23 protein-coding genes are annotated in these 23,824 nt (G+C 70.2%); 13 read left to right on the forward strand and 10 right to left on the reverse strand.

Features of this window, described 5'->3' with window-relative positions:
- Positions 1 to 65 precede the first annotated feature (65 nt).
- The gene (locus tag K1J60_RS34635) at positions 66 to 1,220 is read left to right on the forward strand and encodes a right-handed parallel beta-helix repeat-containing protein (protein WP_220649652.1); all 1,155 of its coding nucleotides are present in this window, start codon (positions 66 to 68) and stop codon (positions 1,218 to 1,220) included.
- A 380-nt stretch (positions 1,221 to 1,600) separates the two neighbouring features.
- Here the strand turns inward: K1J60_RS34635 and K1J60_RS34640 are convergent, their stop codons facing one another.
- The 3 genes from K1J60_RS34640 to K1J60_RS34650 form a co-directional block, all read right to left on the reverse strand.
- The gene (locus K1J60_RS34640) at positions 1,601 to 2,431 is read right to left on the reverse strand and encodes a pectate lyase (protein ID WP_220649653.1); all 831 of its coding nucleotides are present in this window, start codon (positions 2,429 to 2,431) and stop codon (positions 1,601 to 1,603) included.
- 175 nt (positions 2,432 to 2,606) lie between these two features.
- Positions 2,607 to 3,488 carry a hypothetical protein gene (locus K1J60_RS34645; RefSeq protein WP_220649654.1) on the reverse strand — a complete coding sequence of 294 codons (882 nt, stop codon included), beginning with the start codon at positions 3,486 to 3,488 and terminating at the stop codon, positions 2,607 to 2,609.
- Positions 3,485 to 4,087, reverse strand: coding sequence for a SigE family RNA polymerase sigma factor (locus K1J60_RS34650; RefSeq protein WP_220649655.1), 603 nt, complete (start codon positions 4,085 to 4,087; stop codon positions 3,485 to 3,487). Before K1J60_RS34650 ends, K1J60_RS34645 begins: the two co-directional genes overlap by 4 nt.
- A gap of 270 nt (positions 4,088 to 4,357) precedes the next feature.
- Here K1J60_RS34650 and K1J60_RS34655 point away from each other — a divergent pair, with 270 nt between their 5' ends.
- On the forward strand, positions 4,358 to 5,809 hold the full coding sequence (locus tag K1J60_RS34655; RefSeq protein WP_220649656.1) for an NCS2 family permease: 1,452 nt from the start codon (positions 4,358 to 4,360) through the stop codon (positions 5,807 to 5,809).
- 81 nt (positions 5,810 to 5,890) lie between these two features.
- Here K1J60_RS34655 and K1J60_RS34660 read toward each other — a convergent pair whose 3' ends face one another.
- Both K1J60_RS34660 and K1J60_RS34665 read right to left on the reverse strand, forming a co-directional pair.
- On the reverse strand, positions 5,891 to 7,342 hold the full coding sequence (locus K1J60_RS34660; RefSeq protein ID WP_220649657.1) for a peptidoglycan D,D-transpeptidase FtsI family protein: 1,452 nt from the start codon (positions 7,340 to 7,342) through the stop codon (positions 5,891 to 5,893).
- A gap of 97 nt (positions 7,343 to 7,439) precedes the next feature.
- Positions 7,440 to 8,213, reverse strand: a complete 774-nt coding sequence (locus tag K1J60_RS34665) for an IclR family transcriptional regulator (RefSeq protein WP_033529151.1) — start codon at positions 8,211 to 8,213, stop codon at positions 7,440 to 7,442.
- Between the two features lie 154 nt (positions 8,214 to 8,367).
- On the opposite strand from K1J60_RS34665, the gene K1J60_RS34670 reads away from it, so the two are divergent.
- The 6 genes from K1J60_RS34670 to K1J60_RS34695 all read left to right on the forward strand — a co-directional run bounded on the left by K1J60_RS34670 (position 8,368) and on the right by K1J60_RS34695 (position 14,418).
- Complete coding sequence (locus K1J60_RS34670; RefSeq protein ID WP_220649658.1) at positions 8,368 to 9,897, forward strand: aldehyde dehydrogenase (NADP(+)); 1,530 nt, start codon at positions 8,368 to 8,370, stop codon at positions 9,895 to 9,897.
- A gap of 130 nt (positions 9,898 to 10,027) precedes the next feature.
- Positions 10,028 to 10,636 carry a DUF1349 domain-containing protein gene (locus tag K1J60_RS34675; RefSeq protein ID WP_220649659.1) on the forward strand — a complete coding sequence of 203 codons (609 nt, stop codon included), beginning with the start codon at positions 10,028 to 10,030 and terminating at the stop codon, positions 10,634 to 10,636.
- Between the two features lie 90 nt (positions 10,637 to 10,726).
- Entirely contained in the window at positions 10,727 to 11,443 is a 717-nt protein-coding gene (locus K1J60_RS34680; RefSeq protein WP_220649660.1) for a DsbA family oxidoreductase, read from the forward strand.
- Between the two features lie 106 nt (positions 11,444 to 11,549).
- On the forward strand, positions 11,550 to 12,599 hold the full coding sequence (locus K1J60_RS34685) for an aminotransferase class V-fold PLP-dependent enzyme (protein WP_220649661.1): 1,050 nt from the start codon (positions 11,550 to 11,552) through the stop codon (positions 12,597 to 12,599).
- A gap of 54 nt (positions 12,600 to 12,653) precedes the next feature.
- Positions 12,654 to 13,262 (forward strand): RNA polymerase sigma factor, encoded by a 609-nt coding sequence (locus K1J60_RS34690; protein WP_220649662.1) that lies wholly within the window; start codon positions 12,654 to 12,656, stop codon positions 13,260 to 13,262.
- A 76-nt stretch (positions 13,263 to 13,338) separates the two neighbouring features.
- Complete coding sequence (locus K1J60_RS34695; RefSeq protein WP_220649663.1) at positions 13,339 to 14,418, forward strand: maleylpyruvate isomerase family mycothiol-dependent enzyme; 1,080 nt, start codon at positions 13,339 to 13,341, stop codon at positions 14,416 to 14,418.
- Positions 14,419 to 14,535: 117 nt separating this feature from the next.
- Here K1J60_RS34695 and thpD read toward each other — a convergent pair whose 3' ends face one another.
- The 5 genes from thpD to K1J60_RS34720 form a co-directional block, all read right to left on the reverse strand.
- Positions 14,536 to 15,450, reverse strand: a complete 915-nt coding sequence (gene thpD, locus K1J60_RS34700; RefSeq protein ID WP_192829731.1) for an ectoine hydroxylase — start codon at positions 15,448 to 15,450, stop codon at positions 14,536 to 14,538.
- Positions 15,451 to 15,457: 7 nt separating this feature from the next.
- Positions 15,458 to 15,862 carry an ectoine synthase gene (locus K1J60_RS34705; RefSeq protein WP_220649664.1) on the reverse strand — a complete coding sequence of 135 codons (405 nt, stop codon included), beginning with the start codon at positions 15,860 to 15,862 and terminating at the stop codon, positions 15,458 to 15,460.
- Positions 15,863 to 15,926: 64 nt separating this feature from the next.
- The gene (gene ectB / locus K1J60_RS34710) at positions 15,927 to 17,198 is read right to left on the reverse strand and encodes a diaminobutyrate--2-oxoglutarate transaminase (protein ID WP_220649665.1); all 1,272 of its coding nucleotides are present in this window, start codon (positions 17,196 to 17,198) and stop codon (positions 15,927 to 15,929) included.
- A gap of 136 nt (positions 17,199 to 17,334) precedes the next feature.
- Positions 17,335 to 17,865 carry a diaminobutyrate acetyltransferase gene (gene ectA, locus K1J60_RS34715; protein WP_192829732.1) on the reverse strand — a complete coding sequence of 177 codons (531 nt, stop codon included), beginning with the start codon at positions 17,863 to 17,865 and terminating at the stop codon, positions 17,335 to 17,337.
- Positions 17,866 to 18,207: 342 nt separating this feature from the next.
- Complete coding sequence (locus K1J60_RS34720) at positions 18,208 to 19,308, reverse strand: pyridoxal-phosphate-dependent aminotransferase family protein (RefSeq protein ID WP_220649666.1); 1,101 nt, start codon at positions 19,306 to 19,308, stop codon at positions 18,208 to 18,210.
- Between the two features lie 173 nt (positions 19,309 to 19,481).
- Here K1J60_RS34720 and K1J60_RS34725 point away from each other — a divergent pair, with 173 nt between their 5' ends.
- The 5 genes from K1J60_RS34725 to K1J60_RS34745 all read left to right on the forward strand — a co-directional run bounded on the left by K1J60_RS34725 (position 19,482) and on the right by K1J60_RS34745 (position 23,814).
- Positions 19,482 to 20,342 carry a transporter substrate-binding domain-containing protein gene (locus tag K1J60_RS34725; RefSeq protein ID WP_220649667.1) on the forward strand — a complete coding sequence of 287 codons (861 nt, stop codon included), beginning with the start codon at positions 19,482 to 19,484 and terminating at the stop codon, positions 20,340 to 20,342.
- Positions 20,339 to 21,178, forward strand: a complete 840-nt coding sequence (locus tag K1J60_RS34730) for an amino acid ABC transporter permease (protein ID WP_220649668.1) — start codon at positions 20,339 to 20,341, stop codon at positions 21,176 to 21,178. The genes K1J60_RS34725 and K1J60_RS34730 overlap by 4 nt, the downstream gene beginning before the upstream one ends.
- Positions 21,175 to 21,963, forward strand: coding sequence for an amino acid ABC transporter ATP-binding protein (locus K1J60_RS34735; protein ID WP_220649669.1), 789 nt, complete (start codon positions 21,175 to 21,177; stop codon positions 21,961 to 21,963). Before K1J60_RS34730 ends, K1J60_RS34735 begins: the two co-directional genes overlap by 4 nt.
- 42 nt (positions 21,964 to 22,005) lie before the next feature.
- Positions 22,006 to 23,097 (forward strand): amidohydrolase family protein, encoded by a 1,092-nt coding sequence (locus tag K1J60_RS34740; protein ID WP_220649670.1) that lies wholly within the window; start codon positions 22,006 to 22,008, stop codon positions 23,095 to 23,097.
- Between the two features lie 90 nt (positions 23,098 to 23,187).
- Positions 23,188 to 23,814 (forward strand): hypothetical protein, encoded by a 627-nt coding sequence (locus K1J60_RS34745; RefSeq protein WP_220649671.1) that lies wholly within the window; start codon positions 23,188 to 23,190, stop codon positions 23,812 to 23,814.
- Positions 23,815 to 23,824 lie beyond the last annotated feature (10 nt).

Here is a 23,824-nt window from a genome sequence, read left to right on the forward strand (position 1 = left end):
GCGGCCCCTCCGGCCCGCTTCGTTCCTCGTCTCCCGAAGACGCGTCCCCTGCGAAAGGAACACCCGTGCGTCAGACCTCTGGACGCCACCGAAGAACCCGGACCCTGTCGATCGCCGCCGCCGTGTCCGTCGCCGCGGGGGCCGGCGGCGTCCACCTCGGCCTCACGCACGACGGTGCCCAGGCCGCCGCCACCACCGTCACCGTCTCCAGCACCGCGTCGCTGGAGGCGGCCGTGGCCGGCGCCCGAGCGGGTACGACGATCCAGGTCCGCGCCGGCACCTACCGGCCGACGCGGACCCTGAAGTCCACCGCGAACGGCACCCCCTCCGCCCGGATCACGCTCACCGCTCTCCGCGGCGAGAAGGTCAGGATCGACGGGTCCGCGCTGCCCGCCGGCTCCTGGCTCGCCGGGATCTACGGCGACCACTGGACGGTCTCCGGCATCACCTTCCAGAACTCCCCGGCCCAGGGCCTGGTCGTCACGTCCTCGGTCGGCGGGATCTTCGAGAACCTCGTGACCGCGAACAACGGCGACTCCGGCTTCACGCTGCGCGGTGACGGCACGACGGACAACCTCGTACGGAACCTGGACAGTCACGGCAACTACGACGCCGCGACCCACGGCCAGAACGCCGACGGCATCGCCGTGAAGTTCGGCTCCGGCACCGGCAACAGGATCACCGGAGCGCGCCTCTACGGCAACGCGGACGACGGCCTCGACCTCTGGCAGTTCTCCTCGTCCGTCACCATCGACCACTCCTGGGCCTTCGGCAACGGCAGGAACCGCTGGAAGGACTCCGCGTTCGAGGGCAACGGCAACGGGTTCAAGCTGGGCGGCGGCGGGGCCTCGGTCGCGCACTCGGTCAACAACAACGCGGCCTGGGACAACACGCTGCACGGGTTCACCGAGAACTCCAACACCGGCGCGATCCTGCTGAACCGGAACACGGCGTACGGCAACAAGGCGACCGGGTTCTACTTCTCCACCGGCAAGGCCCGGCTGGCGCGGAACCTCGCGGTGGGCAACGGGACGGGGAAGGCGAAGCAGGGCTCCGCCACGGTCTCGGCAGCCAACAACTGGGACAGCGGCATCACCACGCCGGCCTTCCGCTCGACGGACGCGGCCACCGCGTACGCCGCCCGGCGCACGGACGGGTCCCTGCCGATCACGACGTTCCTCACCACGGGCTCCAAGGCCATCGGCGCGACGATGAACTGACCCGCCGCGCGAGGCGGGAACGCGCAGGGGTGAGAAGAAGGCGCCCCCCGCCGGTCGTCACCGGCGGGGGGCGTTTTTCGTGCCGACCCCGAGGGGGGCTCCGGTCGGCACCGACTGCCGGCCGAGGGGGGCTCGGGCCGGCAGGTCCACGCAGTCGAACGAGGTGCCCGGACCGAGGAGGCCCGTGCCGCTCGAACCACTGACCATGTCGAGTGTCAGTACGTCGTACTCACTGGTGTTCGACTTCCACGCACTTGCAGGGACGCCGTGGAGGAAGGTGGGGTTGTCCGCCCGGTACCGGCGAGACCCGGTTGTTGATGGATACCCGCGCCCGCCCTCCCGCGAACGCGCACGCTCCCCTCCCCTTCTTGGCGAGGGGCTCACTTGTAGGTGATGGCGGATGACGAGAACTTGCAGGTGGTCCCGTCCGCGCCGACGCCGATCCGGGTCGGCTCCTTGCCCGAGCTGTTGCCCTTGAAGCGCACGCAGGTCTTGACCTTCTTCTTCGGGTCGCCGTGGATGCGGATCTTCGACAGCGTCGCGGTGTCGCGGTAGTTGGCGTTCACGCCGACGATCGCCTGCAGGGGCGCCACGACGTCGATGTCGCTCAGCACGATCGTGCGCTTGTACTGCTTCTTGCAGTTGCCGCAGGAGCGCACCAGCTTGCCGGAGTCCCGCACCCGGAAGCCGGTGATGCTGAGCCTGCCGGCGCCGTTGAACTGGAACACCTTGTCCGAGGCCTTCTTCGCGCCCCCGCCGATGACCTTGTACACGGCCTTCGACGACGTGCCCTTGAAGCTGGCCGCGTCCTCGCCGACATCCAGCCACCACACGTTCTTCAGGGTGCAACTGCCCTTGCAGTGCACCCCGTCCGCCCCCGGAAGACCGATGATCACGTTCTTGAGGACGGCACCGTCGGCCAGCTCGAAGACCGGGTCCTGCCCCTCGTCCTGGCCGCCGCCGCCGAGCGCGCCCTTGCCGAAGAACTTCCTCAGCTTGCCGTCGTAGGTGCCCTTCACCTCGATCGTCGAGGAGACGGCCTTGCTGCCCTTGGCCGTCGGCCAGGTGGCGGCGGCGTCGGCGGGGGACAGCAGCGACGTCGTGAAGAGCGCCCCGCCGGTGAGGGCGAGGGCGGCCACCGAGCCGATCACGGCCCTCCGGCCCGTGACCCGACGGCGGTGCCGGACGCGCTGCTCTGCAGGTGCGGTCATGTACCCGATCCCTCGCTGGTGGTGACTCTTGCGCCTACTGGTCGCCACCGGTGGAGAAAGGGTTGCCGCGCCCACAGATCTTTTTCACGGGAACTTCTTCACGGACCCCTCCTGTGACCTCCCGTGAACGTGACCTCCCGTGCCCTCCTTTGAGGGTCTCCGCCACGAATCTCCGCTACGAATCGCCCTCGTCCGAGGAGTCGTTGTCGTCGTTGTCGTCGTCGTGGCCCTCGAAGTCGCCGCCCACCGTGAGGTCCTCGCCGCCCGCCCTGGCGGTCATCGTGTAGCGGTCGTCGCCCGCGTCACGGCCACCGCGCTCGTGGTTGTACTGCCCGGCGAAGACGAACTCGCCCTTCGGGACCGTGCGTCCGTCCTTGAGCACCCAGGTGTAGACCAGGAACCCGTCGTCGGACGTGACCGTGAGGTCGAAGTCCTGCTCCGGCAGCGACCGCCAGGCGCCGGCCGAGGAGACCCCGCCGGTCTGGGCGATCGTCAGCTGGACGGTCAGCTCGGTGAGCTGCTCACTCGTCTTCAGGGTGAGGTTGCTCTGCGCCCAGAAGTCGTTGCTGTGCGGGTCGACGGAGCCGTCCGACCAGAGCGGGCCGTCCTCCTCGTTCTTCGAAGTGGGCAGCTTCGGCACCGTCGTGCCCTTGGGCGACGGGCTCTTCGACGGCGTCGAGCCGGGCTTCTCCTCCTGCTTCCCGCCGACGCCGGGGCTCGGGCGGTCCGGCCGGACCGGGGCCCGGCTCGTGGCGGCGGGGGAGTCGACCGGAGTCGGGGAGACCACGACCGTCTGATCGGCCGGCGGGGTCGCCTCGCCCTTCACCGCGGAGGCGACCGCGTAGCCGCCGACCGCGAGCACGCCCGCGACCCCGGCGGTGGCGGTGACCACCCGCACCCAGCCCCACAGCGGCGGCCGGGTCGCCTTGCGGCTCCGGCGCTCCTCGGGGGCGGCCATACCGCGCTCGATCCGGGCCAGGATGCGGGCGCGGTCGGGCTCGTGCGCCTCGGCCGACTCGCGCAGCCGGGCGCGCAGCTCCTCGTGCACGTCCCTCATCGGTCCCTTCCTCCGGTGCCGGTCACGCCCGCGCGGGTCACGCGCGGTTTCGTGACGCCCCCGCCCGCGATGCCCGCGTGCATCCGCTGCGGCGCGTCCTCGGTGCCGAGCAGCTTCTGCAACTCGGCCATCCCCTTGGACGTCTGGCTCTTCACCGTACCGACCGAGACGCCGAGGGCGAGCGCCGTGTCCTTCTCCGAGAGGTCGAAGGCATGACGCAGGACCACACAGGCCCGCTTGCGGAACGGCAGCCTGCGCAGCGCCGACTGGACGTCGACCACGCCGGGCACATCGGGATTCTCGGTCTTCTCCTCGCGCTGCGACCAGAACAGCGTGATCCTGCGGCGCTCACGGACCGCGCTGCGGATCCGGGTGCGGGCCAGGTTGGCGACGACGCCACGGGCGTACGCCACCGGATGGTCCGCCGCTCGGACCCGGTCCCAACGGTGCCACATCGCGAGCAACGCGTCCGCGGCCAGGTCGTCGGCGGCGTCCGCCTCACCCGTCAACAGGTGTGCCAGACGCGAGAGTTCGGCATAGTGCCGTTCGAAGAAGGCGTGGAACTCCACGGAGGCTGCGTCGTCGACGACTGTGCCCACGGGGACCTCTCTTCTCGCTGCGGCCCACAGCGGCCGAGCCGGCTCACTGTGCGTGTCATGTGAATGACATGTGGTCGTCCGGGGTCGCCCCCCGACGAGATCCGGAAGAGTAGCAGTGATCGTGAAGGGGGTTCGTACGCGGCTTCGAACGCCGTCTTGCAGGGAGAACTCCGATTCCGTAACACGGTGAAAACCTGAATCGGGTTCAACAGGGGAACAATCCAGCCAGCATCCGCGCGTAGTCCACGCATGTCACTAGGAGCACCGTTCATGTCCGACGCACAGAAGGTGGCCGACCGGCCCGCAGCCGAGCCACCCGGGGCGAACAGCGTCGATCGCTTCTTCAAGATCAGCGCCCGGGGGTCCACCTTCGCCCGTGAGATACGCGGCGGCTTCGCCACGTTCTTCACGATGGCGTACATCCTTGTCCTGAATCCCATCATCCTCGGCAGCGCGAAGGACAAGTACGGCCACACCCTCGACGGCGCCGAACTCGTCACCGCGACCGCCCTCGTGGCCGCCGTGATGACGATCATCATGGGTGTCGGAGGAAACCTTCCGCTGGCGCTCGCCGCGGGCCTCGGTCTCAACGCGGTCGTCGCCTTCCAGATAGCCCCGCTGATGAGCTGGTCCGACGCGATGGGCCTGGTCGTCCTCGAAGGCCTGCTGATCTGCGTCCTGGTGGTGACCGGCCTGCGTGAGGCCGTCATGCACGCCATTCCGCAGGCGCTGAAGCAGGCGATCAGCGTCGGCATCGGCCTGTTCATCGCCTTCATCGGCTTCGTCGACGCCGGGTTCGTCACCCGTATCCCGGACATCGCGAACACCACCGTGCCGGTCCAGCTCGGCGCCGGCGGCGCACTGTCCGGCTGGCCCATCCTGGTCTTCTGCGCCGGCGTCCTGCTGACCGTCGCGCTGCTCGCCCGCAAGGTGAAGGGCGCGATCCTGATCAGCATCCTGACGATGACGGTCGTTGCGATCGTGATCAATTCGGTGGCCGACATCAAGAGCTGGGGCCTGACCACCCCGAAGGTCCCCGACGACATCGTCGCCGCCCCCGAGTTCGGACTGATCGGCGACTTCAGCCTCTTCGGCTCGTTCGGCGAGACCACCGTCATCACGGTCGTCCTGCTGATCTTCACCCTGCTGCTCTCGGACTTCTTCGACACCATGGGCACGGTCGTCGGTATCACCGCCGAGGCGGGCCTGCTCGACGAGGAGGGCAAGGTCCCGAACCTCGGCCGGGTCCTCCTCATCGACGGCGCCGCCGCCGTCGCGGGCGGCGCGGCCTCCTCGTCCTCCGCGACCTCCTACATCGAGTCCGCGGCCGGCGTCGGCGAGGGCGCACGCACCGGGTTCTCCAACCTGATCACCGGCGGCCTCTTCGCGGTGGCGCTCTTCCTCACCCCGCTGCTGACCATCGTCCCCATGCAGGCCGCCGCGCCGGCGCTCGTCGCCGTCGGCTTCCTGATGATGACCCAGGTCAAGAACATCGACTGGGACAGGTACGAGATCGCGATCCCGGCGTTCCTCACCATCGCGGTGATGCCGTTCACGTACTCCATCACCAACGGCATCGGCGCGGGCTTCCTCGCCTTCGTCCTCATCAAGACGGTCCTCGGCAAGGCGAAGGAGATCCACTGGCTGCTGTGGGCGACCTCGGCGCTGTTCCTGGTGTACTTCGCGATCAACCCGATCCAGCAGCTGTTCGGCGTGAAGTAGTCGATGACGAAGGGCCGCCCTCCGGGGGGAGTGAGGGCGGCCCTTCCTATTCAGGTGGTCTCAGAGGGATCCCGTGGTCCCTCAGCCCTTCAACGCCGCCTCCATCACGGCCTTCGCGACCGGCGCCGCCAGCCCGTTGCCGCTGACCTCCGACCGCGCCGCGTTCGACTGCTCGACGACGACCGCGACGGCGACCTCCTTGCCGTCGGCCTTCGCGTACGAGGTGAACCAGGCGTACGGCGTCTTGCTGTTGTTCTCGCCGTGCTGGGCCGTACCGGTCTTGCCGCCCACCGTCGCCCCGCTGATCCGCGCGTTGGTGCCGGTGCCGTCCTCGACGACCGTCCGCATCGCCGACTGCAACTGCTCGGCGGTGTCGGAGCTCATGATCTCCTTCGTGTCCGCCTCGGAGTCGTAGTCCTCCAGGACGTCCCCACCGCCGTTGGTGATCTGCGCCACCATGTGCGGCGCGACGAGCTTGCCGCCGTTGGCTATCGCCGCCGACACCATCGCCATCTGGAGCGGCGTCGCGGTGACGTCGTACTGGCCGATGCCCGTCAGAGCCGTGGAGGGCTTGTTCATGTCCGACGGATAGACGCTCTCGTACGCCCGCACCGGCACGTCCTGCGTCTTGTCGTCGAAGCCGAACTTCTCGGCCGTCGCCCGCACCTTGTCCTGCCCGAGGTCGACGGCCATCTTCGCGAAGACGTTGTTGCACGAGTACTGCAGCGCCGTACGGATCGTGGCGTTCTCGCAGGGCGCGCTCGGATTCTCGTTGGACAGCTCCGTCTCGGTCTCCGGCAGCGTGTACGGGTCCGGGCTGACCGTCTTCTCGTCCACCGACGAGTACAGCCCGTCCTCCAGCGCGGCCGCCGCCACGACCAGCTTGAACGTCGACCCCGGCGGCAGCGGCTGGCGCAGTGCCCGGTTGGTCAGCGGCTTGTCCTCGTCCGCGTTGAGCTTCTTCCAGGCCGTACCGGCGGTGCCGGCGTCGGTGAGGGAGGACGGGTCGTACGACGGAGTCGACACCACCGCGAGGATCTTCCCCGTCGTCGGGTCGATCGCGACGGCCGCGCCCTTCTTGTCGCCGAGCGCGTCGTACGCCGCCTTCTGCACGGCCGGATCGATGGTGGTGATCACATTGCCCGGTTCGGCGCGCTGCCCGGTGACCGTGTCCATGACGGTCTTCAGCCGCAGGTCGGTGCCGTCGAGCAGGTCCTGGTAGACACCCTCCAGCTGGGTGGGCGCGTAGGCCTGCGAGGCGTAGCCCGTGACCGCCGCGTACAGCTCGCCGTCCTTGTACGTGCGCTTGTAGGCGAGGTCGCTGTTCTCGGTACGGGCCGAGCCGGTGATCGAGTCGCCCGCCACGATGATGTTCCCGAGCGGGTCGGCGTACGTCCGGATCGCGTTGCGCCGGTTGTTCTGGTCGTCCGCGAGCGCCGTCCCTTCGTAGAACTGCACCCACGTCGCCCTGACCAGCAGGGCGAGCACGAGCAGCAGGGAGAAGACGGCGGAGCGCCTGATCGTCTTGTTCATCGCACCCGGAAGGACGAGCGGGATGCGATCAATCGTTCCATCGGCCCGGCTTTCTCATGCGGTCCTCATGAAGCCGGGGTTGCCACGAGGCGGCGGATCAGAGTCTGCGGGTCGCCAGCGTCAGCCGGTCGCGGGCGTCGAAGAGGGCGTCCTTGACCAGCTGCTCGTGGGCCGGGGTCAGCCGGGCCACCGGGACGGAGCAGCTGATCGCGTCGCGGGCAGGTGTGCGGTAGGGGATCGCCACCCCGAAGCAGCGCAGCCCGAGCGTGTTCTCCTCGCGGTCCACCGAGAACCCCTGCTCGCGGATCTGGCGCAGCTCCTCGATGAGCCGCTCCCGGTCGGTGATGGTGTGCTCGGTCAGCGCCGGCAGCGTCTCCGGGAGCATCTTGCGGACCTGCTCGTCGGTGTGGGTGGCCAGCAGCGCCTTGCCGAGCGAGGTGGAGTGGGCGGGCAGCCGGCGGCCGACCCGGGTGAAGGGGCGTAGATAGTGCTGCGACTGGCGGGTGGCGAGATAAACGACGTTGGTGCCGTCGAGCCGGGCCAGGTGGATCGTCTCGGTGGTGTCGTCCGACAGCCGGTCCAGCGTCGGCCGGGCCAGCGCCACCACCTCGTCGCCGTCGATGTACGACGTGCCCACGAGCAGGGCCCGCACGCCGATGCCGTACCGGGTGCCGGTCGCGTCGGTCTCCACCCAGCCGAGCTCCACGAGGGTGCGCAGCAACATGTACAGACTCGACTTGGGATATCCGACGGCTTCCTGGACCGCCGCCAGGGAATGCATACCGGGGCGTCCGGCGAAGTATTCGAGCAGCTCAACGGTCCTTACCGCCGATTTGACCTGTGCTCCGCCGCCCGTCTCCACTGCCGTCATCGCCCTTGACCCCTTCGTTCGGCGAGAAGCTGAAGATATAGTCTCCGACAGAATATTCATCATCAGAGACGGCGTTCAGCATATCGAACGACGCTGGTGAATGACCCAGATATACCCCTGGGAATCGATCCAGAAATACGTGGAGGAACCCGCGGTGGCAGCAGCACCAGTCTGGAGTGTCGACCCCCGTACCGGGAAGCAGCGCGAGCAGGTTGCGGTGGAGGCCACAGCCCAGGAGGTGGACGCCGCCGTCCGCGCGGCGCACGCCGCCCGCGCCTCCCTGGCCGACCGCACGGTCCGCGCGGCCTTCCTGCGCACCGCCGCCGAACAGCTCCAGGCGGCCAAGGACCAGCTCGTCGAGGTCGCCGACGCCGAGACGGCGCTCGGCCCGGTCCGGCTCACCGGCGAACTCGCCCGCACCTGTTACCAGCTGCGGGCCTTCGCCGACATCGTCGACGAGGGCGCCTTCCTCGACGTGGTGATCAACCACCCCGACGACACCGCCACCCCGCCCATCCCGGACCTGCGCCGCTACAAGGTCCCCCTCGGCGTCGTGGCCGTCTACTCGGCCTCCAACTTCCCCTTCGCCTTCTCCGTCCCCGGCGGTGACACGGCGAGCGCGCTGGCCGCAGGCTGCCCGGTCGTCGTCAAGGCCCACCCCGACCACCCGGCCCTGTCCGAGCTGGTCGCGATCGTGCTGCGCCGGGCCGCCGCCGAGCACGGCATCCCCGAGGGCGTCCTCGGTCTCGTGCACGGCTTCGAGGCGGGCGTCGAGCTGGTCAAGCACCCGCTCGTCACCGCCGCCGGCTTCACCGGTTCGGTACGCGGCGGCCGTGCCCTCTTCGACGCGGCGGCCGCGCGCCCCGTGCCGATCCCGTTCCACGGCGAGCTGGGCTCCCTGAACCCCGTCCTCATCACCGAGGCCGCCGCCGCCGAGCGCGCCGAGACGATCGGCGCCGGGCTCGCCGGGTCGATGACGCTCGGTGTCGGCCAGTTCTGCGTGAAGCCGGGCCTGGTGCTGGCGCCCGCCGGTGACGCCGGTGACCGGCTGCTCAAGTCGCTCACCGACGCGGTCAGCGACGTCGACTCCGGGGTCCTGCTGGACCACCGGATGCGTGACAACTTCCTCGCCGGGGTCGCCGAGCGTGCCGAGCTGCCGGACGTGGAGTCGCCGGTGACCGCCGGCGCGGGCGGCGAGCACACGGTCAGCCCCGGGTTCCTGACCGTCCCCGCGGGCAAGCTGGCGGTCGAGGGCGAGCACGATCTGCTCCTGGAGGAGTGCTTCGGGCCGCTCACGGTCGTGGCCCGCTACGAGGACGAGGACGAGGCCAAGTCGGTGCTCTCCCGGCTGCCGGGCAACCTCACCGCGACGGTGCACGTGTCGGGCGAGGAGGCGGCCGAGGGAGGGCGCGGACCGGAGCTGCTGGCCGAGCTGACGCCGCTCGCCGGGCGTGTCCTCGTCAACGGCTGGCCGACGGGCGTGGCCGTTGCGGCGGCCCAGCACCACGGTGGGCCGTACCCGGCGACGACCTCCACGTCCACCTCGGTGGGCGGTACGGCGATCGAGCGGTGGCTGCGGCCGGTGGCGTACCAGGGGGCGCCCGAGGCGCTGCTTCCTCCGGAGCTGCGGGACGACAACCCGCTGGGGCTGCCGCGGCGGTTCAACGGGGTGCTGGAGCGCTAGCCCTCCGCGGGAGCGCCGTGGGCAGGGGCGCGGATCGGGTCCGGGCTGCGCGAGCGTCGTGGTTGCTCGCGCAGTTCCCGGCGCCCCCAAAAGCCTGCTGATGGGGGCCGGGAGCTGCGAGAATCCCCCGATGGACGTCGAAATTCCCGAACTCCCCTTCCCCCTTCGCACCTATGGCCCCGACGGGCACTGGTCCTACGAGGACGGCGTGCTCACCGGGTGGGCCGGTGCCCGGCAGGACCGTTTCGTGCCGCCCACGGACGAAGGGCTCGACCCGAAGTCGGACGCGCCCCGGCTGTTGGGGTCGCCGGAAGGGGACTTCCAGCTGATAGCCCGCGTCACCGTCGGCTTCGCCGCCGGGTTCGACGCGGGCGTGCTGTATGTGCACGTGGGGGAGCGGGCCTGGGCCAAGCTCTGCCTGGAGAACTCACCCGACGTGCCGACCGTGTGCACGGTGGTCACCCGTGGGCATTCGGACGACGCCAACTCCTTCACCGTCGAGGGCAGTTCGGTCTGGCTCAGGGTCAGCCGCACCGGCCGTGCCTTCGCCTTCCACGCCTCCCGCGACGGCAAGCGGTGGACCTTCGTCCGTCTCTTCACCCTGGCCGGCGAGCGGGAGAGCGGCGCCGCCCTGGTCGGCTTCATGACGCAGTCCCCGATGGGCGAGGGCTGCGTCGTCACCTACGACGAGATCGAGTTCCGCCCGAACTGGCCGGAGGACCTGCGCAACGGCAGCTGACCGGGGAATGAGCCGCGCTGCTTGAACGTTCATCCACCGTAGAAGCGGAGGCCGTCTCCGTACCCGTACGACCTGGAGAGAGCTGACACCATGCGCGTCGAGATCTGGAGCGACATCGCCTGCCCCTGGTGCTACGTGGGCAAGGCCCGCTTCGAGAAGGCACTCGCGGCCTTCCCGCACCGCGACGGTGTCGAGGTGGTACACCGCTCCTTCGAGCTCGACCCGGGACGCGCCAAGGACGACGTGCAGCCCGTGCTCACCATGCTGACCAAGAAGTACGGGATGAGCATGGCGCAGGCCCAGGCCGGTGAGCACAACCTCCGGGAGCAGGCGGCGGCCGAGGGGCTCGCCTACCGGGCCGAGGGCCGTGACCACGGCAGCACCTTCGACATGCACCGCCTGATCCACTTCGCCAAGGACCAGGGACGGCAGAGTGAACTGCTCCAGGCCTTCTACCGGGCGAACTTCGCGGAGGAGCGGTCCGTGTACGTCGACGCGGACGAGTACCTGGTCGAGCTGGCCGTCGAGGCGGGGCTCGACGAGCAGGCCGCGCGCAAGGTACTGGCCGACCCCGACGCGTACGCGGACGCCGTCCGCGCGGACGAGCGCGAGGCGGCGGAGCTGGGGGCGAACGGGGTGCCGTTCTTCGTGCTCGACCGGAAGTACGGGGTCTCCGGGGCCCAGCCCGCGGAGGTCTTCGAGAAGGCGCTCGCCCAGGCGTGGGGGGAGCGGCCCGCGCCGCTGAGGGTCGTGGCGGCGGCCGGCGCGGAGGCCTGCGGGCCGGACGGATGCGCGGTGCCGCGGTAACGGGGGCGCTGCGGCGCAGGTCAGACGCCATGCATAAGCGTTGCTTGGGGACAGGGCGCAGAACATCTCAATGGACGTGGGGTGCGCCCGGCCCCACAGTGGTCCCATGGAAACCTTCGAGAGCCTCGTTCGTGCCGAGTTCGTCCCGAAGAACACCTATCTGAACACCGCCAGTACCGGCCTGCTGCCCGCCCGGGCGGTCGACGCGATGAAGGCCGCCGTGGAGTCCGTGGCGGCCGGGCGGCCCCAGGACATGTTCGCCGACGTGGAGGCCGCGCGGGCGGCGTTCGGCCGGATCACCGGGGTGCCGGACCGCCGCGTGGCGGCCGGTGCCTCGGTCGCCGTCTACAGCGGGCTGATCGCCGCCGCGCTGCCCGCGGGCGCCGAGGTGCTGACCGCCGAGGGCGAATTCGCCTCCCTCGTGAACCCCTTCCATGTGCGCGGCGACCTCAAGGTGCGTCAGGTGCCGCTGGAGCGCGTCGCCGAGTCGGTGCGGCCCGGCACGGCACTCGTCGCGGTGAGCGCCGCGCAGTCCGCCGACGGCCGCCTCGCCGACCTGGACGCGATCCGCGAGGCGGCCCGGGAGCGGGGAGCGCGTACGTTCGTCGACGCGTCACAGTCCGCCGGCTGGCTGCCGATCGACGCGGACACGTACGACTACGTCGTCGCCGTCGCCTTCAAATGGCTCGTCTGCCCGCGCGGAGTGACCTTCCTCGTCGTCCCGGAGGACCTCGGCGGTCTCACGCCCGTCTTCGCCGGCTGGGTCGCGGGGGAGGAGCCGTGGGACAGCTGCTACGGCCCGGTCGAGGAACTCGCCCGCTCCGCCCGCCGGTTCGACGAGAGCCCCAGTCTGTTCTCGTACGCCGGCGCCCGCCACTCCCTCGCGCTGATCGAGGAGCTGGGCGTGGCGAACGTACGGGAGCACGACCTCGCGCTGGCCGACCGCTTCCGGGCCGGCCTCGCCCGCCTCGGCCACGAGCCGGTGCCCGCGCCCGGCTCGGCCATCGTGTCGGTGCCCGGACTCGGGCGGCGGCAGGCGGAATTGAGCCGGGCGGGGGTGGAGGTCTCCGACCGTGCCGGGAATCTGCGTGCCGCCTTCCACCTGTACAACACGCGGACGGATGTCGACCGGCTTCTGGATGTCCTGTCCGGCTGACTTTCCCGACCCACTGGCGCGGACCGCGCCAGGACGCTAGGAAGGCAGCACGAGGTGGTGGTGCCGGTGGAGCCGACGCTCGAACAGCCGTCCATCGATGTGGAGTTGCATCGGCGGCTGGTGTACGGGGACGAGTCCGCGCTGCGTGAGGCGTACGCGGCGTACGGGGGACTCGTCCGACGGGTGGCCGTCCGGGTCACCCGGAGCCCGGCGGCCGCCGAGGACGTGGCGCAGGAGGTCTTCGCGCAGCTGTGGAGCAGGCCGTACGGCTTCGACGCGCGCCGGGGCTCACTGCGCACCTGGCTGTCCATGGTCGCCCACCGGCGGGCCGTGGACTGGGTGCGCGGCGAGGCCCGGCACCGCAAGGACGTCCGCGCGGACGACTCGGCGCTGCACGCCATCCCCGACCCGGCCCCCGACCCGGCCGAGGCGGTCGTCGACCGCGAGCGCTCCCTCCTGCTGCACAGCGCCCTCGCCGAACTCCCCCGCCCCCAGCGGGAGGTGGTCCACCTCGCCTACTTCGCGGGCCGCACCTACCGCCAGGCCGCCGTCGAGCTGGGCATCCCCGAGGGCACCGCGAAGAGCCGCCTCCGATCGGCGCTGCGCACACTGGCGGAGTCCCTCGCGGACCCACCGGACCCCGCAGCGGCAAGGGGCGCGTGATGGGGGCGCACGGGACCGTCCGGAGCGCGCGGCACCTGCGTATCGTGGACGTGGCAGGGCGAAAGGGCGGCGCGCGATGACCAACGACCACGACGGCGTACGGGAGCTGCTGGCTGCCTGGGCCGTCGGTGCCCTCCCGCCCGGCGACCGGCTCGGAGTCGTCCAGCACCTGGCCGCCTGCACGTCGTGCGCGGCGGAGGCGGAACGGCTCCGCGACACGGTACGACTGCTGGACGGCACCCCGGAGCCGTCCCCGACGCCGTGGGCGGAGCCGGGGACGACCGCCCCGCCGGACGGCGCGGTGCACGGGCGCCCGGACGGCGCGGTGCACGCGAGCGCCGACGGCGTCCTCTCGCTCGCCCTCCGCTCCCGCCGCCCCCGCGCCGCCGAGATCGCCCACCACGCGGCGCCCTACGCCGCGGCCGTGGCCGGACTCCAGGCGCTGGTACCGGAGGTGGAGGGCCACTGGGGCACCCCCGTCGTGCACGACTGGGACGCGCACGCCACCGTCGCCCACCTCGTCGCCGCCGACGAACACCTCGCCGTACACCTGGGCGTCGACAGGCGGCTGCCCGTCTCGCCCATCCCGGAGGGGACGCCCGCCCAGGACGCCTGGGCCCGGCGCACCGCCGACGTCATCGCCCACGAGCACGGGCGCACGCCCGCGCAGACGGTCGCCACCTGGGCCGCGCAGGCCGCCGCGCTGCTCGCCACCCCCGAGGCCGCCGACCCCGAACTCGCCGCCCGGCCCGTCACGGTGATGGGCCTGCGGCTGCCGGTCGCCGACCACTTCGTGATCCGCGCCTTCGAGGCCTGGATCCACACGGACGACATCGGCCGGGCCCTCGGTCTTCCCGTCCCGCCGCCCCCCGACGAACACCTGTGGTCCCTGGTCCGGTTGGCCGTCCGCATCCTCGGCCCGGCCCTCCACGGCGCGCCCCCCGTTCTCTTCGAGGTCACCGGGCCCACCGGCACCAGCTGGATCCTCGGCGACGACACCGATCCCGTGCACGCCGAACTCAGCCTGGATCCGGTCGACTTCTGCCTCCTGGTCGGCGGCCGCCACGCCCCGGAGGAGGTACCGAGCACCATCACGGGCGACGAGGACGCGGCACGGAACGTACTGGAGAGGGCGGCGTCGTTGGCATGGCTCTGAGCGTTCGCCCGGCGCGCCAGGCGCGCACCCGGGCGGTCGCGCACGCAGGCGTGCGAAAGGGGCCGGGCGGTCGCTCAGGGGTGGCGACCGCCCGGCCCCCTCAGGGGGGCGGTGGGCTCACCGCACCGGGGTGAAGTCCCGGGCGCCGATGTACTCCGGCCGCCGTACCGGCGCCGCGAACGGCTCCACGGCCGTGTTCTCCACGCTGTTGAAGACGATGAAGACGTTGCTGCGCGGGAACGGTGTGATGTTGTCGCCCGAACCGTGCATGCAGTTGCAGTCGAACCAGGTCGCCGAACCGGCCTTGCCGGTGAACAGCTTGATGCCGTACTCCGACGCCATGGCCGTCAGCGCCTCGTCGGACGGGGTGCCGGCGTCCTGCATCTGCAGCGACTTCTTGTAGTTGTCCTTCGGGGTGGCTCCCGCGCAGCCGAGGAACGTCCGGTGCGACCCCGGCATGATCATCAGACCGCCGTTGGTGTCGTAGTTCTCGGTCAGGGCGATCGAGACGGACACCGTCCGCATGTTCGGCAGTCCGTCCTCGGCGTGCCAGGTCTCGAAGTCGGAGTGCCAGTAGAAGCCGGACGCGCCGAAGCCCGGCTTCACGTTGATCCGCGACTGGTGGACGTAGACGTCCGAGCCGAGGATCTGCCGGGCCCGCCCGACGACCCGCTCGTCCCGCACCAGCCGCGCGAACAGCTCACTGATCCGGTGCACCTCGAAGACCGACCGGATCTCCTGCGACTTCGGCTCGACGATCGAGCGCTCGTCGGCGCGGATCGCCGGATCGGCGACGAGCCGCTCCAGCTCCTGCCGGTACACGGCGACCTCGTCCGGCGCGATCAGCTGCTCGACGGGGAGGAAGCCGTCGCGCTCGTACGCCTGGAGTTCGGCGAGGGAGACGGGGCCGGGCGTGCCGGGGGAGCCCCAGACGACCGGGTCCTGACGCGGGACCGACACCTCGGTGGCCCCACGGCTGGGGTAGAGGTCGGGGACGGTGGTGGCAGTGTTCATCGTGGTGGTCGTGGTCATGGTGATGTCACACCTCCTCGGGCTCGGTGAGCAGCGGGTAGACGCCGTTCTCGTCGTGGTCCTCCCGGCCGGTCACGGGCGGGTTGAAGACACAGACGCAGCGGAAGTCCTCCTTCACCCGCAGCGTGTGCCGCTCGTGCCCGTCGAGGAGGTACATGGTTCCGGGCGTGATCGTGTAACTCCGCCCGGTCTCCTGGTCGGTGAGCTCGGCCTCGCCCTCGACGCACACGACGGCCTCGACGTGGTTGGCGTACCACATCGACGTCTCCGTACCCGCGTACAGAGTCGTCTCGTGCAGGGAGAAGCCGACCCGCTCCCGGGCGAGCACGATGCGCTTGCTCTCCCAGGTGCCGGACGCCGACTTCACATGGCGGTCGGTTCCTTCGATGTCCTTGAACGAACGGACGATCACGGTGGTGCGATGCCTCCTAGTTAGATGGTTCGCCGTACGGCGCCGGACGGTCTCCCGTGCGGCGTCAGACGGTCTCCCGTACGGCGCGGGCGAGGACGCGCAGGCCCTCGTCCAGCTCGTCGGGGGTGATGGTGAGGGCCGGCAGCAGCTTGACGACCTCGCTCTCCGGGCCGGACGTCTCGATCAGCAGCCCGAGTTCGAAGGCCCGCTTGGCCACCCGTCCCGCGCGCTCCTTGTCGTGGAACTCCATGCCCCACACCAGGCCGCGGCCCCGGTACTCCTTCACGTCGGCGAGGTTCTCCTCCGTGATGGAGATGAACGCCTGCTCGACCTGCTCACCCCGCTTGCGGGTCTGCTTCTCCATGACGGAGCCGTCGGCCCAGTACGTCTCCAGGGTGGCCGTCGCCGTCACGAACGCCGGGTTGTTGCCGCGGAAGGTGCCGTTGTGCTCGCCCGGCTCCCAGATGTCCAGCTCCGGCTTGAACAGGCAGAGCGACATCGGCAGCCCGTAGCCGCTGATGGACTTCGAGACGGTCACGATGTCGGGCGTGATACCGGCCTCCTCGAACGAGAAGAAGGCGCCCGTACGACCGCAGCCCATCTGGATGTCGTCGACGATGAGCAGCATGTCCTGCCGTGCGCACAGATCGGCGAGCGCGCGCAGCCACTCCGGGCGGGCGACGTTGATGCCGCCCTCGCCCTGCACGGTCTCCACGATCACCGCGGCGGGCTTGTTCAGCCCCGAGCCCTGGTCCTCCAGGAGCCGCTCGAACCACAGGAAGTCCTCGACCGTGCCGTCGAAGTAGTTGTCGAACGGCATCGGGGTGCCGTGCACCAGCGGGATCCCCGCCCCGGCCCGTTTGAAGGCGTTGCCGGTGACGGCGAGCGAGCCGAGCGACATGCCGTGGAAGGCGTTGGTGAAGGAGACGACCGACTCCCGGCCCTTCACCTTCCGTGCCAGCTTCAGCGCCGACTCCACCGCGTTGGTGCCGGTCGGCCCGGGGAACATGACCTTGTACGGCAGGTCGCGCGGCCGCAGCACCAGGTTCTGGAAGGACTCCAGGAACGCCCGCTTGGCGGTCGTCGACATGTCGAGCCCGTGGGTGACGCCGTCCCGTTCGAGATAGTCGATGAGGGCGCGTTTGAGCACGGGGTTGTTGTGGCCGTAGTTGAGTGAACCGGCGCCGGCGAAGAAGTCCAGGTACGTGTGGCCGTCCTCGTCGAACATCCGGCTGCCCTGCGCGCGGTCGAAGACGGTGGGCCAGCCGCGGCAGTAGCTGCGCACCTCGGACTCCAGGGTCTCGAAGACGCTCAGGTCGGGCTGGGTGATGGTCACGTCGAATCGCTCCTCGGTGCGTGGGGGGTGAGGGGAGGGAGGGGGAGTGGAGAAGGGGGCGGGTCCTCCGGCGGGCGGAGACCCCGGGCGGGCGGGACATCCCGGGCGGGCGGGAGGTCCCGGGCGGGCGGCGGCCTCAGGGGGACAGCGGGCCGATGCGGTGGAGCACCTCGGGCTGGTGCGGGCCGTCCGGGAAGTCCCCCGCCTCGAACAGGACCGTGCGCTCGACGCTCGCGCCGTGCCGTTCGGCGTACGCGGCGAACAGTCGCTCGGACGCGGTGTTGCCGGGCGTGATCGTCGTCTCGACGGTGGTCAGGGGGTGCCGTCGCGCGACCCGGGCGGTGAGCCCGTCCAGCAGCGCGCCCGCGAGCCCGAGCCCCCGGTGCGCCTCGTCGACGGCCACCTGCCACACCAGCAGGGTGTCCGGTCGCTCCGGCCGCACATACCCGGTCACGAACCCGACCGGCTCCCCGGACTCGTCCCGCGCCACCGCCGAGGTGTCCGCGAAGTCCCGGCACCACAGCAGATAGCTGTACGAGGAGTTCAGGTCCAGGGCTCCGGAGTCGCCGGCGATGCGCCACAGCGACGCGCCGTCCGACACGTCCGGGCGGTCGATCCGAATCCCTTCCGCGATTTCTGTCAGTGGTTCTGCTTGTGCGGCAGTCATGGGGCTTGAATTTACCCATGGGAAATTCGAATTGCATCGCCGCGCGGGGTTACGCATGGGCCGTTCACGTGTTATCACGCGGGCGTGAGGAACCTGCGGTTACCTGGTCAGTGTGGGCGGTTTCGCCCGTAAATTACCGCACAAAACGGGCGCATTGTGGAGTCGGTCACACGTACGTAACCCTCACGACTTCTGCCCGAATCGGCCCCGCCGGTGTTCGCGAAACCTTTGCGTTTAGGTGAGGGGAGAGCGGGCAGAAGAATACGGGATCCTGTTCTGGGAATTCCACTGTATTCCTGCCGGAAAAGCCGATCGCATTCCCCCGCCGGTGGAGCGGGTTTTCTACGCCCAGGCCTCCGCCGCCGCTCGCCGGGCCCCTTCCGGGTCGACGGCGGCGCCGAACTCCGCCAGCGCCGCGCCCAGCCCCGCGAGAGCGCGGTGCACGACGTCCGAGGTCGCGTCGGGGCCGTAGTGGTTCACGCGGATCATCTCCGCGGCGAGCGCCCCGCCGCCGGCGGCCAGGGGGAGCTCCGGATCCGTGGCGAGCGTCTTGGCGACCAGCTCCGAGGCGTCGACCCCGGCGGGTGCCCGGAGGGTCGTGGCCACCGGCGCGGCGTCGGCCGCCTCACGCACGTACGGCTCCAGGCCCCCGCCCAGCGCGAGCGCCCCCGCCCGGGTCGCCGCGGCGGCGGACGCGTGCCGCGACATCACCGTGTCGAGCCCCTCCGCCTCGATGCGCTCCAGACAGGCCTCCAGGGCGAGCATCTCCAACTGGGCGGGCGCGTGCAGGAGAGCCCGCCGGCCGCCGTCGATCCACCTCTCCTTCCAGTCCAGGAGGGAGAGGTACGAGCGGCGCGGCGCCCGCGGGTTGGCCGCCATCCGCGCCCACGCCCGCTCGCTCACGGAGATCGCCGAGACCCCGGCCGGCCCGCCCATCGCCTTCTGCGCCCCGATGACGCACAGGTCGACACCCCACGCGTCCGGCAGGACCGGCTCGGCTCCGACGGAGGCCACCGCGTCCAGGTAGAACAGGGCGCCGTGCGCGCGGACGACCTCACCGATCTCCGCCACGGGGTTGGTGTTGCCGGTGGCCGCCTCCGCGTGCACCAGCGACACGAAGTCGATCGACGGGTGCTCGGCGAAGGCGTCGCGGATCTGCTCGGCCGTCACCGCCGTGTGGAACGGCACCGCCAGGTCGACGACCGTCGCCCCGCAGTCCCGCAGCCAGTTCCCGAAGGTCTGCCCGTACGGCCCGGTGATCACGTTCAGCGCGGTCGTGCCGGGCCCGGCGGCCCCGCGGATCGCGCCCTCCAGCGGCAGCAGCGCCTCGCCCTGGGTGATCACGACGTCCTGCTCGGTGGAGAGCAGCCGGGCCACCCGGTTCTCGATCGAGGCGAAGTGCGACGCGCTCAGCGGGGCCAGATCCAGAAACGGGTGTGTCACGGGGTGCTCTCTTCACAGACGGGGTAGATGGTGTCGAGGGTACCGACGGCACCCGCGCGCCCCTCGCCGGCGACATCGGAGGTCAGACGGCCCGGTAGCCATCGGAATAGTTTGAGCAAGCCAAACATTTCCTTATCATCGGTTGTCTCAGTTCCCCCACAGGAGGTCTCCCCGTGAACTCGGTCCCCGGACGCCGGACCCGCATCCTGGCCGCCACCACCGCCGCGGCCGGACTGCTGCTCGTGGCCGGCTGTTCCTCGGACGACGGCGGCAGCGGCGGCACCAAGACCGCGGCCGGCGGGGTCGAGCTGGTGAAGGCCGGTCAGCTGACGACCTGCACCCACCTCCCGTACCCGCCGTTCCAGTCGGAGATCGACGGCGAGGTGCAGGGCTTCGACGTGTCCCTGATCGACCTCGTCGCCGACGACCTGGGGGTGAAGCAGGAGATCCTCGACACCCCCTTCGAGAACTTCAAGACGGGCGCCTTCCTGAACTCCGGCGAGTGCGACCTCGCCGCGGCCGGCATGACGATCACCGAGGAGCGCAAGAAGAACGTCGACTTCTCCGACCCGTACTTCGAGGCCACCCAGGCAGTACTCGCCGCCAAGAAGGCCGACATCGGCTCCTTCGCGGACCTCAAGGGCGACGGGGACTACAAGGTCGGCACCCAGGCGCAGACCACCGGCGAGGACTACGCCAAGAGCCAGGGCCTCGACCCGGTCTCCTTCGAGTCCTCCGACGCCGTCCTCAACGGCCTGCGCACCGGCCAGGTCGACGCCGTCGTCATCGACTACCCGGTGGTCCAGGGCTGGCTGAAGAGCGCGGACCTCGCCGACGCCTACACGGTCGCCGAGCAGATCAACACCGGCGAGGAGTACGGCTTCACGGTCAAGAAGGGCAACACCAAGCTCCTCGACGCCGTCAACAAGGCCCTCGCGGACGCCAAGTCCGACGGCACGTACAAGAAGCTGTACGAGCAGTGGATCGGCCCGTACGACGAGAGCGCCGCCTCCGCCTCCCCGTCCGCCTCATGAGTGCGACCGACCCCGACACACCGCTCCAGCCGAAGCGCAAGGGCCTCAGCCGGAGCCGCAGGCGCGCCCTCTCGCGGGGCGCGCAGTACGCGCTGTTCGTCGCGGCCGTCGTCGCCTTCGCGGTGTCGGCCGACTGGGACCGGCTCAAGAACCAGTTCGCCCAGTGGGACATCGCCGAGCAGATGTTCCCCGACGTCATCACGCTGGCGCTGAAGAACACCGTCCTCTACACGCTGTCCGGCTTCGTGTTCGGCCTCGTCCTCGGCATGGTCATCGCGCTGATGCGGCTGTCGTCGGTGGGCCCGTACCGCTGGTTCGCCGGCGTGTACATCGAGATCTTCCGGGGCCTGCCCGCGCTGCTGATCTTCATCTTCATCGGCGTCGCCGTGCCGCTGGCCTTCCCCGGCACGGAGATCCCCGGCGGCACGTACGGCAAGGTGGCGCTCGCGCTCGGTCTGGTGGCCGCCGCGTACATGGCGGAGACGATCCGCGCGGGCATCCAGGCGGTCCCCAAGGGCCAGCTGGAAGCGGCCCGTTCCCTGGGCTTCTCGCCCGCCAGGGCGATGGTCTCGATCATCATCCCGCAGGCGTTCCGGATCATCCTGCCGCCGCTCACCAACGAACTGGTCCTGCTGTTCAAGGACTCCTCGCTCGTCCTCTTCCTCGGTGTCACGCTGGAGGAGCGCGAACTGTCCAAGTACGGCCGTGACCTGGCCAGCACCACCGCCAACTCCACGCCGATCCTGGTCGCCGGCCTGTGCTACCTGCTGGTGACCATCCCGCTCGGCTTCGTCGTGCGCCGTATGGAGGCGAAGGCCCAGGAGGCCGTGAAATGAACCGGCCCGAGATCCAAGTACGCGGTCTGCACAAGTCGTTCGGCGCCAACGAGGTGCTGAAGGGCATCGATCTGGAGATCGGGCGCGGCGAGGTGGTGTGCGTCATCGGCCCGTCGGGCTCCGGCAAGTCGACCCTGCTGCGCTGTGTGAACCTCCTGGAGGAGCCGACGAAGGGCCAGGTCTTCGTCGGCGGTACGGAGTTGACGGACCCCGACGTCGACATCGACGCCGTACGCCGCCGCATCGGCATGGTCTTCCAGCAGTTCAACCTCTTCCCGCACCTCACGGTGACCGAGAACCTCACGCTGCCGCAGCGCAGGGTCCTCAAGCGGGACAAGGCGCAGGCGGCCCGGGTGGCCGCCGAGAACCTGGAACGTGTGGGTCTGTCCGAGAAGGCGACCGCCTACCCGGCCTCCCTCTCCGGCGGCCAGCAGCAGCGCGTGGCCATCGCGCGCTCGCTGTCGATGGGCCCCGAGGTCATGCTCTTCGACGAGCCGACCTCGGCGCTCGACCCGGAACTCGTCGGCGACGTCCTCGCGGTCATGCGCATGCTCGCGAACGAGGGCATGACGATGATGGTGGTGACCCACGAGATGACGTTCGCCCGGGAGGTCGCCGACCGCGTCGTCTTCATGGACGACGGCGTGATCGTCGAGGACGGCACCCCGGCCCAGGTCATCGGCAGTCCCCGGCACGAGCGCACCCGCCACTTCCTCTCCCGCCTGCTCGACCCGGCGATGGCGGACGTGGAGGAGACGTCGGACCAGGTGGGCAAGAGCGACTAGCCGGATGACCGGGGAGCGGTCCGGGTGGCTAGGGTGCGGTTCATGAGCGATGAGCCGGTGCTGCATGTGAAGGGCCGGGTCCTGGTCGGGCCCGACGACGTCCGGGACGAGCTGTGGGTGGTGGACGGTCGTGTCTCCTACGACCGTCCCGCCGCCGCCCGTGACATCCGCACGGTGGAGGGCTGGGCGCTGCCCGGCCTCGTCGACGCGCACTGCCACGTCGGCCTGGGCCCCGAGGGCCCGGTCGACGTCGACGAGGCGGAGAAACAGGCCCTCACCGACCGTGACGCGGGCACCCTCCTGATCCGCGACGCCGGCTCCCCCTCCGACACGCGCTGGACAGACGACCGCGACGACCTGCCGAACATCATCCGGGCCGGCCGCCACATCGCCCGCACGCGCCGCTACATCCGCAACTTCGCCCATGAGATCGAGCCGGACGAACTGGTCGCTTACGTCGCCCGGGAGGCCCGGCGCGGGGACGGCTGGGTGAAGCTGGTGGGGGACTGGATCGACCGGGGTCTGGGCGACCTGTCGCCGTGCTGGCCGCGGGAGGCGGTCGAGGCGGCGATCGCGGAGGCGCACCTGCTGGGCGCCCGCGTGACGGCCCACTGCTTCGCCGAGTCGTCCCTCCGCGACCTCGTCGAGGCGGGCATCGACTGCATCGAACACGCGACGGGCCTGACGGACGACCTGATCCCCCTCTTCGCCTCCCGAGGCGTCGCGATCGTCCCGACCCTGGTCAACATCGCCACCTTCCCGTCCATGGCGGCCGGCGGCGAGACCAAGTTCCCGACCTGGTCCGCCCACATGCGCCGCCTCCACGAACGCCGCTACGACACCGTGCGCAACGCCTATGACGCGGGCATCCCGGTCTACGTCGGCACGGACGCGGGCGGCTCCCTGGCCCACGGCCTGGTCGCCGCCGAGGTCGCCGAACTGGTCACCGCCGGTATCCCGCCGGTCGAGGCCCTCGCGGCGACCACCTGGCAAGCCCGCGAGTGGCTGGGCCGCCCCGGCCTGACCGAGGGCGCCCCGGCCGACCTGGTGCTGTACGAACGGGACCCCCGCACGGACGTACGCGTGCTCGGGGCCCCGTCGAGGGTGGTGCTCAACGGGCGGGTCGTGGGGTGATCACGCTTGCGGCAGGCTTCTGACACGTGTGGATTCCCTTCGGGCCGGCCGGCCTCGAAGCCCAAGCCGCTCCCATGGGAGAATGACCGCGTGATCGATCCCAAGAGTATTGATCTGACTGAATTCCTGGCCACTTGGTACGGCGCTCCTCGGCAGAGTGCGAAATCGCTACCAGATTCCTGTCATTGGCTCCCCAAGCCGCTCAAGGAATGGCATGAGTTGACCATGCGGTGGGACAGGAGAATCACGTACTCGACGTCGATGATTCCGCCGGAGCGAATCAACATCGCCGACGACGGCAAGGCAATCTTCATGGTGGATGCAACGGGTGACTGGCGCTGGTGCATCGACCCGAACGACCCGGATGGCGTTTTTGATGCCGAGCTCTATGAGCCCTGGGAGAGAAATTCGGAAGGGCTTGCGGACTTTCTCGTGCATCATACCGTTCGAGAAGTTGTCTGCGGAGCTGCCGCCAGAGTGCGGGCGCTGTCTGTCGCTGACGACAAACTGGCAGAAATCCTTGCTTCACTGGAAGAAGTCGCGTTCGGAGCCTGGAAGTGGCCGGCGCCGGGTTACCGTATTTTCCTGGGTGGAACTGCGCTCGCGGAGATCGTCAAGGGCGGTTCCGGATCCGGCTGGGACGTAGAAGTGGTTTCACCGGACGTCGAAAATCTGTCCCGCTTCGAAGAAATTTCCGGAGTGCATTGGCGAACATGAGGGCGTAGCA

It is taken from the genome of Streptomyces akebiae, assembly GCF_019599145.1.
GTDB classification, from domain to species: Bacteria; Actinomycetota; Actinomycetes; order Streptomycetales; family Streptomycetaceae; genus Streptomyces; species Streptomyces akebiae.